Source organism: Nocardioides ungokensis (assembly GCF_013466985.1).
Classification (GTDB): domain Bacteria; phylum Actinomycetota; class Actinomycetes; order Propionibacteriales; family Nocardioidaceae; genus Nocardioides; species Nocardioides ungokensis.
This window is the reverse complement of record NZ_CP059164.1, coordinates 853404-865447: the sequence shown is the minus strand read 5'-3', so window position 1 is coordinate 865447 and position 12044 is coordinate 853404. Positions and strand designations below refer to the sequence as shown.

14 protein-coding genes are annotated in these 12044 nt (G+C 73.9%); 7 read left to right on the top strand and 7 right to left on the bottom strand.

What is annotated here, in order from left to right:
• Positions 1 to 29 precede the first annotated feature (29 nt).
• Positions 30 to 374 carry a hypothetical protein gene (locus H0S67_RS04335; RefSeq protein ID WP_180935581.1) on the top strand — a complete coding sequence of 115 codons (345 nt, stop codon included), beginning with the start codon at positions 30 to 32 and terminating at the stop codon, positions 372 to 374.
• Positions 375 to 383: 9 nt separating this feature from the next.
• Here the strand turns inward: H0S67_RS04335 and H0S67_RS04330 are convergent, their stop codons facing one another.
• The 3 genes from H0S67_RS04330 to H0S67_RS04320 all read right to left on the bottom strand — a co-directional run bounded on the left by H0S67_RS04330 (position 384) and on the right by H0S67_RS04320 (position 2540).
• A complete protein-coding gene (locus H0S67_RS04330) occupies positions 384 to 809 on the bottom strand; it encodes a DUF3052 domain-containing protein (RefSeq protein WP_180935580.1) in 426 nt (141 codons plus the stop codon).
• Between the two features lie 269 nt (positions 810 to 1078).
• Positions 1079 to 1441 carry a LysM peptidoglycan-binding domain-containing protein gene (locus tag H0S67_RS04325; protein ID WP_180935579.1) on the bottom strand — a complete coding sequence of 121 codons (363 nt, stop codon included), beginning with the start codon at positions 1439 to 1441 and terminating at the stop codon, positions 1079 to 1081.
• 283 nt (positions 1442 to 1724) lie between these two features.
• Positions 1725 to 2540 carry an SDR family oxidoreductase gene (locus H0S67_RS04320; RefSeq protein WP_180935578.1) on the bottom strand — a complete coding sequence of 272 codons (816 nt, stop codon included), beginning with the start codon at positions 2538 to 2540 and terminating at the stop codon, positions 1725 to 1727.
• Between the two features lie 92 nt (positions 2541 to 2632).
• Here H0S67_RS04320 and H0S67_RS04315 point away from each other — a divergent pair, with 92 nt between their 5' ends.
• From H0S67_RS04315 to H0S67_RS04305, 3 genes are all read left to right on the top strand, one after another.
• Positions 2633 to 3430, top strand: a complete 798-nt coding sequence (locus H0S67_RS04315) for a GNAT family N-acetyltransferase (protein ID WP_180935577.1) — start codon at positions 2633 to 2635, stop codon at positions 3428 to 3430.
• A gap of 127 nt (positions 3431 to 3557) precedes the next feature.
• The gene (gene lexA / locus H0S67_RS04310; protein WP_180935576.1) at positions 3558 to 4331 is read left to right on the top strand and encodes a transcriptional repressor LexA; all 774 of its coding nucleotides are present in this window, start codon (positions 3558 to 3560) and stop codon (positions 4329 to 4331) included.
• 92 nt (positions 4332 to 4423) lie between these two features.
• A complete protein-coding gene (locus H0S67_RS04305) occupies positions 4424 to 5233 on the top strand; it encodes a phosphatase PAP2 family protein (RefSeq protein ID WP_246355325.1) in 810 nt (269 codons plus the stop codon).
• A gap of 21 nt (positions 5234 to 5254) precedes the next feature.
• Here H0S67_RS04305 and H0S67_RS04300 read toward each other — a convergent pair whose 3' ends face one another.
• Positions 5255 to 7270 (bottom strand): ATP-dependent DNA helicase, encoded by a 2016-nt coding sequence (locus H0S67_RS04300; RefSeq protein WP_219635467.1) that lies wholly within the window; start codon positions 7268 to 7270, stop codon positions 5255 to 5257.
• Positions 7271 to 7422: 152 nt separating this feature from the next.
• On the opposite strand from H0S67_RS04300, the gene H0S67_RS04295 reads away from it, so the two are divergent.
• Positions 7423 to 8316, top strand: a complete 894-nt coding sequence (locus H0S67_RS04295) for an alpha/beta fold hydrolase (protein WP_180935574.1) — start codon at positions 7423 to 7425, stop codon at positions 8314 to 8316.
• Here the strand turns inward: H0S67_RS04295 and H0S67_RS04290 are convergent.
• Positions 8294 to 9010 (bottom strand): SGNH/GDSL hydrolase family protein, encoded by a 717-nt coding sequence (locus tag H0S67_RS04290; RefSeq protein ID WP_180935573.1) that lies wholly within the window; start codon positions 9008 to 9010, stop codon positions 8294 to 8296. The genes H0S67_RS04295 and H0S67_RS04290 overlap by 23 nt on opposite strands.
• Positions 9011 to 9078: 68 nt before the next feature.
• Entirely contained in the window at positions 9079 to 9555 is a 477-nt protein-coding gene (locus tag H0S67_RS04285; RefSeq protein ID WP_180935572.1) for a hypothetical protein, read from the bottom strand.
• 59 nt (positions 9556 to 9614) lie between these two features.
• Here H0S67_RS04285 and H0S67_RS04280 point away from each other — a divergent pair, with 59 nt between their 5' ends.
• Positions 9615 to 10307 carry a response regulator transcription factor gene (locus H0S67_RS04280; RefSeq protein WP_180935571.1) on the top strand — a complete coding sequence of 231 codons (693 nt, stop codon included), beginning with the start codon at positions 9615 to 9617 and terminating at the stop codon, positions 10305 to 10307.
• Positions 10307 to 11581, top strand: coding sequence for a HAMP domain-containing sensor histidine kinase (locus H0S67_RS04275; protein ID WP_180935570.1), 1275 nt, complete (start codon positions 10307 to 10309; stop codon positions 11579 to 11581). The genes H0S67_RS04280 and H0S67_RS04275 overlap by 1 nt, the downstream gene beginning before the upstream one ends.
• 28 nt (positions 11582 to 11609) lie before the next feature.
• Here H0S67_RS04275 and H0S67_RS04270 read toward each other — a convergent pair whose 3' ends face one another.
• Complete coding sequence (locus tag H0S67_RS04270; RefSeq protein WP_180935569.1) at positions 11610 to 12044, bottom strand: hypothetical protein; 435 nt, start codon at positions 12042 to 12044, stop codon at positions 11610 to 11612.

The following is a 12044-nucleotide window of genomic DNA, read 5'->3' as shown; positions in this document are numbered from 1 at the left end:
CGCCGCGATCATCGGTCAGAATGTCGCATGTGGGGTCGGGGAAGAGGGCAGCACCGCGGCGGGCGGCCAAGCGTCCGTCGAGGCTGCAGCCTTCGCTGCTGGCGCTCGCGGCCGGGGTCACCCTGGCGGTCGTGGCGTGGGGCTACCTGGTCTATGCCGCCATCGACTTCGGGAGCTCTGCCCGCGGCGGCGAGTCCGCCGCCTGGGGGTTCCTGGCCCTGGCCTCGGTCGGGGCGGTCGCCTGCCTGTTCGTCGCCCTGATGCTGATCCCCCGCCTCGTGCACCGGCTCCGCGAGCACGGCGCCTCAGCTTCGTCGACGCCCACTCCCCCCGACCTGCCCCGCCCCGTCGGCGGCCGGCGCGCATCTCGCTGAGCCACCACCTCACGCGCGCCGGTCGACCAGCCGCCTGACGAACTTCAGGCCCGACCAGACCTCGTCGACCGCCGCGACCTTGACGTCGACGAACCCCAGCCCGAGCCCGAGGTCGCGCACCCGGCCCTCGTCGAGGTCCGAGACGAGCCCGTCGGGGTTGCGGGCGGAACGCTGTGCGGCCTTCTTGGGCCAGCACACCCAGACCATCCCGTCCGTGGTGGTCCGCTCGAGGAGGACCGGCAGCCGACGCGTCAGGGCGGCGAGGTCGGTCTGGAAGGTGAGCGTCACGTCCGCGGCGCGCGGCAGGCGGCGTACGACGTGGGCGGCGCCGAGGTCGCCGAGGTCGACCGAGGCCGGGGCGGCGTCGAGGAAGACCATGTGGGCGTCCTTGATGCCGAGCTTGCGCACCAGTGGGGTGCCCGAGTAGCCGGCCATGGGGTGAGGATGGCGGGTCGGCCCGCGCCCGACAAGGTGATTGCTGTCGGCGGCTGGGTCGCCGGGGGTTTCGAGGCTCGCTGACGCTCGCACCTCAACCACCGGCGCTCGCACACTTCGACACGGCGCTGGCGCGCCTCCTCAGTGCATCGCCTCAACCACCGGGAGAACGCCGCGAGGGGCGGGGCCACCAGGCCCCGCCCCTCGTCTTCCCCGGCCCGCCAGCCGGGGTCGAGTCGGCTGGCGGAGGTCTCAGTGGTGCGTGTCGGTCACTCGCCCGTCGGGACGCGCAGGCGCTGGCCGGCGACGACCATCCCGGAGTCGAGCGCGTTGAGCTGCTCGATGTGGTCGACCATGGCGCGGACGTCACCGTCGTCGGCAATGTCGGCGGCGATGCCCCACAAGGTGTCGCCGGTGCCGACCATCACCACGCGGGTCGGCTCGGGGGTGCCGGGCTCCTCGGTGGCCACGGAGCCGGCGGCCCAGTAGAGCCCCAGCCCGAGCACGACCAGCAGTGCCAGCACGAAGACCACGAGGCGGCCGCGGCGGGTGAGCCGGACCTGGCCGGTCGGCGCGGGGCGCGGCGCCGGCATCGCGGGGCGGAATGTGCGGGTTGCGGTCATGGTGCTCATCGGGACCTCCTGGGGAAGTGGCGGTCAGCCTCGGGTCGTCACGCCGATCTGCTGTCGAACCGATGTCTAACGGCGGCCACCGACAGTCCCTCTCGGGCGGTCTGGACCAGCGGGTCGAGCACCGGATCGATCAGACGTTCGATCGAACATGTGTACGAGGTTAGATCAAGTGTTCGAACGAGGCAAGGAGCGACACGAACATTTGTTCGAACGATTCGAACGGCCCCGATCGCCGGCCTGGTGCCGGCCAGGCGCCGGCCAGATCGCCGACCCGGGCGACGGCTCAGGCGTCGCGCTGCATCGCGCGGCGACCCTGCGCCACGAACATCCCCAGGCCGCGCGCGGCCACCGACGGGGCCAGCGCCGAGGCGCGGATGACACCGCCGCGCCAGGCCGGGACCGCGCGCACCACGCGGCGGGTGCCGAGCAGGGCGACCGCTTCCTCGGCCACCTCCTCCACGGTGAGGATCCGGCCACCGGAGTGCACGAGCGCCGACCCCGTCCCGCGCGGATCCTGGCCGTCGAGCATCGCCGTCTTCACCCCGTCCGGGCACAGGGCGTGCACCCGGATGCCGCGGGCGGTCTCGGCGTCGGTCGACATCGAGGCCGACACGATCGCGGCCTTGGTAGCGGCGTACACCGTGTAGCCGGGCACCGGGCCGAGGCCCGCGAGGGACGCGGTGTTGACGATGTCGCCGCCGCGTCCGGACGCCTCGAACGCCGCGATCGCCGTGCGCATCCCCCACAGGGTGCCCATCAGGTTGACCCCGACGAGTCGCTGTACGGCCTCCTCCGACAGGTCGGCCAGGGTGCCGTCGTCCCCGACTCCGGCGTTGTTGAACCACGCCGTGAGCACGCCGTGGCGGCCGGCCTCCGCGGCGGCAGCGCGGTGCGCCTCGGGGTCACGGACGTCGTGCGAGAGCCCCTCGACGGCGCCGATCTCGGCCGCGGTCCGGGCGGCCGCCTCCCCATCGACGTCGGTCACCACGACGAGGTGGCCGCCCGCCACCATCCGCTCGGCGATGCCACGCCCGATCCCGCGGGCACCCCCGGTCACGACGCAGCTGGTGGGGACGGAGAGAGGGGCGGTCCTCGACATGACGGGAGTCAAGCAGACCCAGGGAGCGGCAGGCTCGGCCACCCGGACCCATTCACCTGACGCGCCCGGCCGCAGCGGCGTACGTTGCCGACGTGAGCCCGGTCGCCGACCCACTCGTGGCCCCCGTCGAGGACAACCTCGCGGCGTTCCACCGCGTCCTGACGACGCTCCCGTGGGTCACCGTCGAACGGCACGCGGACGTCACCGCGTTCCGGTCCGGCCTTCCGCACCCGTTCTTCAACGGGGTGTTCGGTGCACGGTTCGCGCCCGGCACCGAGCCGGAGCGGGCGGCCGCGACGATGGCGCCGTTCCTGGAGCAGGGGCTGCCGTTCCTGTGGTGGTGCGGCCCCTCGACGTGGTCGGAGGCCCTCGACAGCGCGCTGGCCGGGCTCGGGATGCACCGCGAGGACGCGCCCGGCATGCACGTCCCCCTGACGGGAGGCGTCCCGGACGCACCGCCGGTGCCGGGCCTCGAGATCGCCCTCGACGCCACCGCCGACCCCACCGCCGGCGCCGGCGACGTCGCCCGGGTCATGTGCGAGGGGTTCGAGTTCCCCGACGAGCTGGCCTGGGCCATCCGCGACGTGATCGCGCTCGACCCCGCTCACGTGGTGAACGCGATGGCGACCCTGGACGGCGAGCAGGTCGCCTGCGGGACGCTGTGGGTCACCGGGCGCACCGCCGGGCTCTACAACATCGCGACGCTTCCTGCGGCGCGCGGCCGCGGGATCGGGTACGCCGTGACGGCGGCGATGATGCGCGAGGGCCGGGACCGCGGGTGCCGGGAGTCGATCCTGCACGCGAGCCCGATGGGCCTGCCGGTCTACCGGCGGCTGGGCTTCGTCGAGGTGTGCCGGATGCCGCAGTACGTGTGGGTCCCGGACCACTGACACGCTCCTCCACAAGCGCGACACGCGGTTCGAACAGATGTTTGAATCACCAGACCGGTTTGGCTACGGTGGTGACACCTGCCCGGGGCGTCCCCGGGCCGCCCGTCGCGAACCTGGAGGCAGCCGCATGGCCACGAAGAAGACCGGCACTGTGAAGTCTGGCGCCGGGAAGGCGGGCACCGGGAAGTCCGGCACCGGCAAGGTCGCGCAGCTGCCCGACGGCCCCCCGGACGCGACCGGCCTGACCCCGCGTCAGCAGCGGGTGCTCACCACCATCAAGGGCTCCATCGAGCGGCGCGGCTACCCGCCGAGCATGCGCGAGATCGGCGAGGCCGTGGGCCTGACCAGCTCCTCCAGCGTCGCCCACCAGCTCAAGGTCCTCGAGGAGAAGGGCTTCCTCAAGCGCGACCCCAACCGTCCGCGCGCCATCGAGGTGTTCCTGCCCGAGGTGATGGCGGCCCGCAGGTCGATCTCCGCGGCCGAGGAGACGTCGTACGACGAGACCGGCATCGGCGACGCCATGCCCGCCGCCTCCTACGTGCCCGTGCTGGGCAGGATCGCCGCCGGTGGGCCGATCCTGGCCGAGGAGCGCTACGAGGACGTCTTCCCGCTGCCCAAGCAGCTGGTCGGCGAGGGGCAGCTGTTCCTGCTGGAGGTCTCGGGCGACTCCATGATCGACGCGGCCATCTGCAACGGCGACTACGTGGTCATCCGCCAGGAGCAGACGGCCGAGAACGGTGAGATCGTGGCGGCCATGATCGACGGCGAGGCGACGGTCAAGACCTTCCAGCGCAAGGACGGCCACGTTTGGCTGCTTCCGCACAATGAGGCTTACGATCCGATCGACGGAACGAACGCGACCATCCTCGGGAAGGTCACAGCGGTCCTCCGACGCATGTGACCCTGAGGGCTTAATGCCCTGCCTCAGGGGGTTCTCCGGGTCATACTGGGTATTCACGCCCGTTGAAGTCCCGGAAAGTTAAGCACGTGACCATGCCGAGCCTCCCCGCGATCCCGGGTATGCGCAAGAAGCACCCGCGGATCGTCCGCGGCGTGCTCGAACTCCTGCTGGTGCTGTCCCTGTGGGTGGCCTACAGCCTCTCGCGGCTCTTCGCCGACACCGACATGGACCCGGCCATGGCCCGGGCGCGCGACCTGCTCAACATCGAGCGCAACCTCGGTATCCACTGGGAGGTGCCGCTCAACCGGCTCTTCATCGACCACGACGTGCTGGGCCTGATCGGCAGCTACTGGTACGCCACACTGCACTACGTGGTCACCGGCGCCGTGCTGCTCTGGCTCTACCGGATGGGGCGCCAGTTCTACGTGCCGGCCCGCCGGGCGCTGGCCATCGCCACGATCCTCGGCCTGGTGGCCTACCTGCTGCTCCCCACCGCGCCGCCGCGCTTCATCCAGGGGTACGTCGACGTGCTGAGCCTGCACGCCGCCGACGGCTGGTGGAGCACCGACGCCTCGGCCCCGCGCGGACTGGGTGGCCTCACCAACGAGCTGGCCGCCTTCCCCTCGCTGCACGCCGGCTGGGCCCTGTGGGTCGCCATCTCGGTCCAGCGCCACGCGCGCTGGTCGTGGATCAAGCCCTTCGCCTGGGCGTACGCCGCCGGCACCGCCGTGGTCATCGTCGGCACCGGCAACCACTGGGTCATCGACGTGATCGTCGGCTGGCTGGTGGTCCTCGCCGGCTGGATGGCCGCCGAGCGCATGCCCACCCCCGACGACAGCCTGCCGCGCACCTCCGGGCTCGCCCCCGGTGCTGCGACCTCGGCTCGGCTCGCGACCGACTAGCTGCCGCCCCCTGGCCGCGGCTCAGCCGCCGGCGAGCCGGGTGAGCGCCTTGCGGACGACGGCCGGGTCGGTCGTGGTCCACATCGGCGGCAGGCTGGCCTTGAGGAACCCGCCGTAGCGGGCGGTGGCGAGCCGCGGGTCGAGGACGGCGACGACGCCGCGGTCGCTCGTGGTGCGGATGAGGCGGCCGGCGCCCTGGGCCATCAGCAGCGCCGCGTGGGTGGCCGCGACCTGCATGAAGCCGTTGCCGCCCGCCTTGTCGGCCGCCTTCTGCCGGGCGCTCATCAGCGGGTCGTCGGGGCGCGGGAACGGGATCCGGTCGATGATCACCAGCTGGCAGGTGTCGCCGGGCACGTCGAGGCCCTGCCACAGGCTCAGCGTGCCGAACAGGCAGGTGTGCGGGTCGCTGACGAACTGCTTGGCCAGCTCCGGCAACTGGGCGTCACCCTGCGCCAGCGTGGTCAGGTGCGGCAGCCGCTCCCGCACCGCCTCGGCCGCGGCCTCCGCGGCCCGGCGGCTCGAGAAGAGGCCGAGCGTCCGGCCGTCGGCGGCGTCGACGAGCTCCGCGATCTCGTCGAGCTGCGCCTTGCCCAGGCCGTCACGGCCCGGCGGCGGCAGGTGCCGCGCGACGTAGAGGATGGCCTGCTGGCCGTAGTCGAAGGGCGACCCCACGTCGAGGCCGCGCCAGGGCAGCGAGCCCTCAGACGAGGAGCCGGCGACCGGCTGGCCGTCGATCACCCGCTCGCTGGGCTTGAGCCCGACGCTGGTCGCGACCGAGTTGAAGTCGCCCCCCAGCATCAGCGTCGCCGAGGTGAACACCACCGTCTTGTCGGTGAGCAGCTTGTCGCGCATCGGCCCCCACACCTGCAGCGGCGCGACGCACAGCCGCGGCGGGATGCGCTCGCCACCCTCGGAGAGCCACAGCACGTCGGACTCGAGGTCGGCGGCCATCCGCTCGGCGTTCGCGAAGACCTCCTGCACCGACCCCCGCGCCTGGGTCCGGCCGGCGTCGGCGTCGCTGGAGTCGCTCTCCTTGGGGTAGGCCGACAGGCAGGCGCGCGCGGCGTCGCGCACCAGCACCAGGGCGTCGGCGAGCTGCTCGGGAACGCGCTCGAAGCGGCCCGGGACGGACTCCGCGATCGCGTCGCGCAGCGTGTCGGCCGCGTCGGCGAGGTCGTCGGCCTCGGAGCCGTCGACGAAGCGCTGCGAGCGGCGGGCCGCCCGCTCCACGTCGCTCGCACTGAGCTCGTCGGTGGCCGCCTGGGTGACCCGCGCGGTCAGCTCGTGGGCCTCGTCGATGACCACCACGTCGTAGTCGGGGATCATCGGCACGCCCTCGATCGCGTCGATCGCGAGCAGCGAGTGGTTGGTGACGATCAGGTGGGACCGGTGCGCCTTCTCGCGTGCCAGCTCGACGAAGCACTCCTGGCCGAAGGGGCACTTGGCCGCGCCCAGGCAGTCGCGGTGGCCGACGCTGACCTGGCGCCACTCCCGGTCGGTGTGGCGTGGGGCGTTGTCGCGCTCGCCGCTGCCGCCCGCCTCGGCCTCCTCCTCGGCCCAGGCGCGCAGCTCGAGGACCTTCTGCCCCATCGAGCCGGACGGCATCTCGACCAGGGCCCCCTGCTCGTCGGGCACGCCCTCGCGGATCCGGTGCAGGCAGGCGTAGTTGGAGCGGCCCTTCAGCACGGCGTACGACGCGTCGACCCGGTCGCCGACCGCCTCGACCAGGCGCGGGATGTCGCGCTCGACGAGCTGGTGCTGGAGCGCGAGCGTCGCCGTCGCGACCACGACCCGCTGCTCGTGCAGCAGGCTGGGCACCAGGTAGGCCAGTGACTTGCCGGTGCCGGTGCCGGCCTGCACCAGCAGGTGCCGGCCGTCGGTCATCGCCTCGGCGACGGCCTCGGCCATCGCCACCTGGCCGTCGCGCTGCGTCCCGCCGAGTGCGGAGACCGCCCCTGCCAGCACCTCGCGCACGGCGCCGGCACCCACCGTCGGCGAGGTCGTCGCAGCGCTGCTGGTGGCGGAGGTCGGAGGCACCCGAGAACACTAACGGTGCCCGCGGACACTGCCGGGGCCGCGTTCCAACACCCCCCGGGGCCGCGGATACTGCGGGTTGGGCATTCCGCACCCGTCCCCCACCGCCTAGGGTGAGCCGACCGGCACGGCGGACACACGAAGCGGGGGTTTCAATGGCCGAGCAGCTCGAGCTCAAGGCGGACGACGGGCGGGTGCTCGAAGTCCTCACGGGCGGCGACCCCGGTGGACTCCCGTGGCTCTACCACGGTGGGTCGCCGACGGCCGCGGTGCCGTTCGGGATGTTCGAGGACGCCGCCGCCCGGCTCGGGCTGCGGATGGTGACCTACTCCCGGCCCGGATACGGCCGCTCCGCGCCGTACTCCTGGACCGACGGCGCGCCCCGGATCGTCGACGACGTGGCCGACTCGGGGCTGATCCTCGACCACCTCGGCGTGGACGAGTTCGTCACCCTGGGGTGGTCCGGCGGTGGGCCCCGGGCGCTGGCCTGCGGGGCGCTGCTGCCCGACCGCTGCCTGGCGGTCGCGACGCTCGCCGGCGTCGCCCCCAAGGACGGCGCGGGGCTGGACTGGTTCGAGGGGATGGCCCCCGAGAACCGCGCCGAGTACGCCGCGGCCCAGGACGGCCCCGAGGCGTACGACGCGTACCTGACCGAGGAGTTCCTGCCGATCATGCAGGCACCCCACGACGAGCTGGTGGCCGCGATGGGCGGCCTGCTCACCCCGATCGACGCGGCCGCGTTCACCGACGACCTGGGCGACTACCTGGCCCGCAGCATGAAGCACGCCGCTGCGCAGGGGGTGCGTGGCGCCCGCGACGACGGGCTCGCCGCGACCCGGCCCTGGGGCTTCGACATCGGCTCCATCCGGGTCCCCGTCGCGATCTGGCAGGGCCGGGAGGACGCGATGGTGCCGTTCGCGCACGGCGAGTGGCTGGCCGCCCACGTGCCCGGCACCGAGGCGCACCTCCTCGACGAGGAGGGCCACATCTCCCTGGCCATGCGGATCGAGGAGATCCTCGCCGACCTCAGGAGCCTGGCCGGTCGCTGAGGGAGGCGACCCGCCGGCCAACCTGCCGGCCCACCTGCCGGGCTACCGCGTCCCCGAAGGCCCGGTGGCCGGCCGCGGTCAGGTGCAGGCGGTCGTCGAGGTAGGTCAGCGCGAGGCCGGAGGTGCGGACGTAGGCGACGTCGTACCGAGCCGCCAGCGAGGCGAGCAGCGCGTCCACGCGCGGGACGGCGAGCGCGCGCGACGGGGCGCTCGCCGGGCCGACCACCACGACCCGGAGGCCCGCGAGCTCGCCCACCAGGCGGGTGAAGCCCGCGGTGATCGCGGCGTCGGTCTGGTCGAAGTCGTTGAGCCCGCCCTCGACCACCACGAGGTCCGCGCCGTCACGCAGGGCGCCCGGCGCCCGGTCGGCGAAGGACACCGCACCGCACTCGCTGGCCTGCTCGCTGAAGCCGGACCCCGAGAAGCCGGCGACGTGGACGCTGCCCGGCAGGCGTGAGGGCCACGAGGTCGACGCGTCGGCCAGGCCGAGCCCGACCGACCAGGAGTCACCGATCACGACGACCCGTGCACCGGAGCCCGTCACCTGCTGGGCCCGCGCCGACGAGGCCGCGGCGAAGCGGTCGCACCGGGATGGGTCGGCTCCCCCGGCGCGGCCGGCGAGGTGGACGGTCAGCGCGCAGACGAGGGCCACCAGCAGCACCGGCACGGCGACGCGGCGCCCCCGTTGTCTCACCTGCGGGACGACGCCCGCAACCCCCCGACGGATCACGGGGTCAATGATCGGTCAGCCGGGCGCCGAAGTCACTCGTCCCCGCCGCCGCCACCGCCGTCGAGCCGGCTGTCGAAGTGCGGCACGCCATCGACACAGTGCGCCGTCACCTCGGAACCGCGACCGCTCTCGCTGTCCCGGCCGATGAAGCGCACCTCGAGCGTGACCGGACCCGCGTCGCCCTCCTCGACCGCAAAGCCGGGCTCGGGCTGCGAGGACACGTACCCGATGTCGCGACCGCGGCACTGCGCGGTGACCAGGCCGCCGAGCCCCAACCACGTCCGTCGCCGCGGCGTTGGGCGCGCCGACGTGGTCGGGGGGGACGACGAGGCGTCGGTCGTCGTCGTCGGCCGCCCGGTCAGCGTCGCCGTGGCCCGCGCCGGCGCGTCCTCGCCGGCCCCGACGTTCTCCCCCGCCGACGAGATCACGAACCACACCGCGGTCGACCCGACGACCACCACGGCGAGCCAGGCGGCGACGCCCACCAGCACGGCCCGCGACATCCTCATCGCCCCATCCTCTCAAGATCCGGCCGGGCGGGAGGGTCTTCGGGGCTACCGTTCCGGGCATGACGAGCATCCTGGTGGTCGAGGACGACGACGCGATCCGCGTCGCGGTCCAGCGCGGCCTGCGGGAGCGCGGCTTCGCGGTGGCCACGGCGGCCACCGGGCTCGCGGGGCTGGAGCACGTCCTGCACGAGGCACCGCAGGTGGTGCTGCTCGACCTCGGGCTCCCCGACGTCGACGGGCTGACCCTGATCTCGATGATCCGGGCCGCGAGCCAGGTGCCGATCATCGTGATCACCGCCCAGGACGACGACCCGACGATGGTCAAGGCCCTCGACGGCGGTGCCGACGACTACGTCGTCAAGCCCTTCGGGACCGACCAGGTCGCCGCCCGGATCCGGGCGGTGCTGCGGCGCGGCGGGCGCGAGAGCGCACCCGAGTCGATCCGGGTGGGCGAGCTCGTCGTCGACGAGCGCAGCCGCACCGCCACCCTGGCCGGGCAGCCGCTGGATCTCGCCCGCAAGGAGTTCGACGTGCTGCTCCTGCTCGCCTCGCGGGCCGGCGAGGTGGTGACCAAGCGGGAGCTGCTCACCGAGGTCTGGCAGCAGGCGTACGGCGGGTCCGACCGGACCGTCGACGTCCACCTCTCGTGGCTGCGCCGCAAGCTCGGGGAGTCGGCCGCGGAGCCGCGCTACCTGGTCAGCGTGCGCGGCGTCGGCGTACGCCTCGTCGACCCCGACGCCGGGGGCGCCTGATGCGCCGACGGATCTCATGGCTGGTCGTCGCCACGACGTCGACGGTCGTGGTGTCCTTCGTGATCCCGCTGTGCCTGCTGGTGCGCACCCTGGCCGAGGACCGGGCGATGGCCACGGCCGACCAGGAGGCCCACAACGTCGCGATCCTGGTGGCCGGCGACCCCTCCCAGCTGCGCACGTTCCTGGCCGGGGTCAACCGCCGCGGCGCCGCCACGACGGACGTCCTGACCAGCAACGGCCGCGAGCTCGGGCCCGGTCCGCCGATGGCGACCGACCCGGACGTGCACCGCGCCCGCACCGGCCGTGAGGCCTTCACCGTCGTCGACTCCCGGGGCGGGCGGGTCCTGCTCCCCGTGGTCCTCCCCGACGGCACCGTGGTGGTCCGGTCGACGGTCACGCCGGACCAGCTGCGTCAGGGCGTGACGCGCGCCTGGGTCGGGATCATCGGCCTCGGCGTGGTCCTGCTGGCGCTGGCGCTGGTGCTCGCCTCCCGGCTCGGCCGGCGGATCAGCGAGCCGCTGAGGGAGGTGGCCGGCACCGCCCACCGGCTGCGCGAGGGCGAGCTCTCCGCACGTGCCGACGTGCGCGGCACCGAGGAGACCCAGGAGCTCGCCCGGGCGCTCAACGGGCTCGCCGAGCGGACCGGTGAGCTGCTGGCCAGCGAGCGGGCGGCGGTGGGCGACCTCTCCCATCGGCTGCGGACCCCGGTGACGGCGCTGCGGCTGGACGCCGAGGCCGTCACCGACCCGGGCCTGGCCCAACGGCTCGGCGAGCACATCACGGTGCTGCAGCGCACCGTCGACGCGATCGTGCGGGAGGCCCGCCGCCCGGTGCGCACCGACCTCGCCCCCTCCTGCGACGCCACCGCGACCGTGATCCGCCGGGTGGAGTTCTGGCGGGCCCTTGCCGAGGACCAGGGACGCACGGTGGTCGAGCGGCTGCCGGACCGGGCCCTGCCAGTGCCGCTGGCCGCCGAGGACCTGGCCAACCTGGTCGACGTCATCGTCGACAACGTCTTCGCCCACACCCCCGAGGGGACGATGATGCGCATCGACCTGCATCCCGGGGAGGGTGGGAGCGAGGTGGTGCTGGTCGTGGCCGACGCCGGCCCGGGCATCACGGAAGGCGCACGTCAGGAGCGCCCCGGCTCCACCGGGCTTGGCCTCGACATCGCGCGACGCACGGCCGCAGCGTGCGGCGGCCGGCTGCGGATCGGGACCGCCCCCGAGGGAGGCGCGGCGGTCGAGGTCACCCTCCCGGCGGCCGGCGACTGACGGCCCAGCGTCCGCCTCAGCGTCCGTCTCAGTGACCGTCGTGGTCGTCGTCGTGGTGTCGATCACCGTCGCCGTCCCCCCGCTCGCGCCCGGCGTCGTCGGAGCCGGAGTCGTCGGCGACCGGCGCCTGCGCCTGCACCACCTGCTGCGCGCCCGGCGAGGAGGGGGCGGCCGCCTGGCCGGGCACCGCCGGCGCCGGGGCCGCGGGCACCACCACGGTGCGCACCACCACTGTCACGCACACGCCGTGCTCGAGGTGGGCGCCTGCGGCGCAGGGGGCCCAGCGAAACCGGGTTGCAGGCCGGACCACCTGCGCCGGTGCCTTGGGTCGCGGGGCGGCAGCGACGACGGCCTTCGGGCGGGTGTCCGGCGCGTCGGCCGACGCGGCCCGGTAGGCCGCGGCCGAGCCAGCGAGCCCGACGGCCAGGAAGGCGGACACGATGCCGACGGAGTGGGTCTTCAT

Excerpts from the sequence above, each read along its gene's own strand:
- H0S67_RS04330 (WP_180935580.1), bottom strand. The coding sequence starts at position 809 with ATGGCCGGCTACTCGGGCACCCCACTGGTGCGCAAGCTCGGCATCAAG.
- H0S67_RS04325 (WP_180935579.1), bottom strand. The coding sequence starts at position 1,441 with ATGAGCACCATGACCGCAACCCGCACATTCCGCCCCGCGATGCCGGCG.
- H0S67_RS04320 (WP_180935578.1), bottom strand. The coding sequence starts at position 2,540 with ATGTCGAGGACCGCCCCTCTCTCCGTCCCCACCAGCTGCGTCGTGACC.
- lexA (WP_180935576.1), top strand. The coding sequence starts at position 3,558 with ATGGCCACGAAGAAGACCGGCACTGTGAAGTCTGGCGCCGGGAAGGCG.
- H0S67_RS04305 (WP_246355325.1), top strand. The coding sequence starts at position 4,424 with ATGCCGAGCCTCCCCGCGATCCCGGGTATGCGCAAGAAGCACCCGCGG.
- H0S67_RS04295 (WP_180935574.1), top strand. The coding sequence starts at position 7,423 with ATGGCCGAGCAGCTCGAGCTCAAGGCGGACGACGGGCGGGTGCTCGAA.
- H0S67_RS04285 (WP_180935572.1), bottom strand. The coding sequence starts at position 9,555 with ATGAGGATGTCGCGGGCCGTGCTGGTGGGCGTCGCCGCCTGGCTCGCC.
- H0S67_RS04280 (WP_180935571.1), top strand. The coding sequence starts at position 9,615 with ATGACGAGCATCCTGGTGGTCGAGGACGACGACGCGATCCGCGTCGCG.
- H0S67_RS04275 (WP_180935570.1), top strand. The coding sequence starts at position 10,307 with ATGCGCCGACGGATCTCATGGCTGGTCGTCGCCACGACGTCGACGGTC.
- H0S67_RS04270 (WP_180935569.1), bottom strand. The coding sequence starts at position 12,044 with ATGAAGACCCACTCCGTCGGCATCGTGTCCGCCTTCCTGGCCGTCGGG.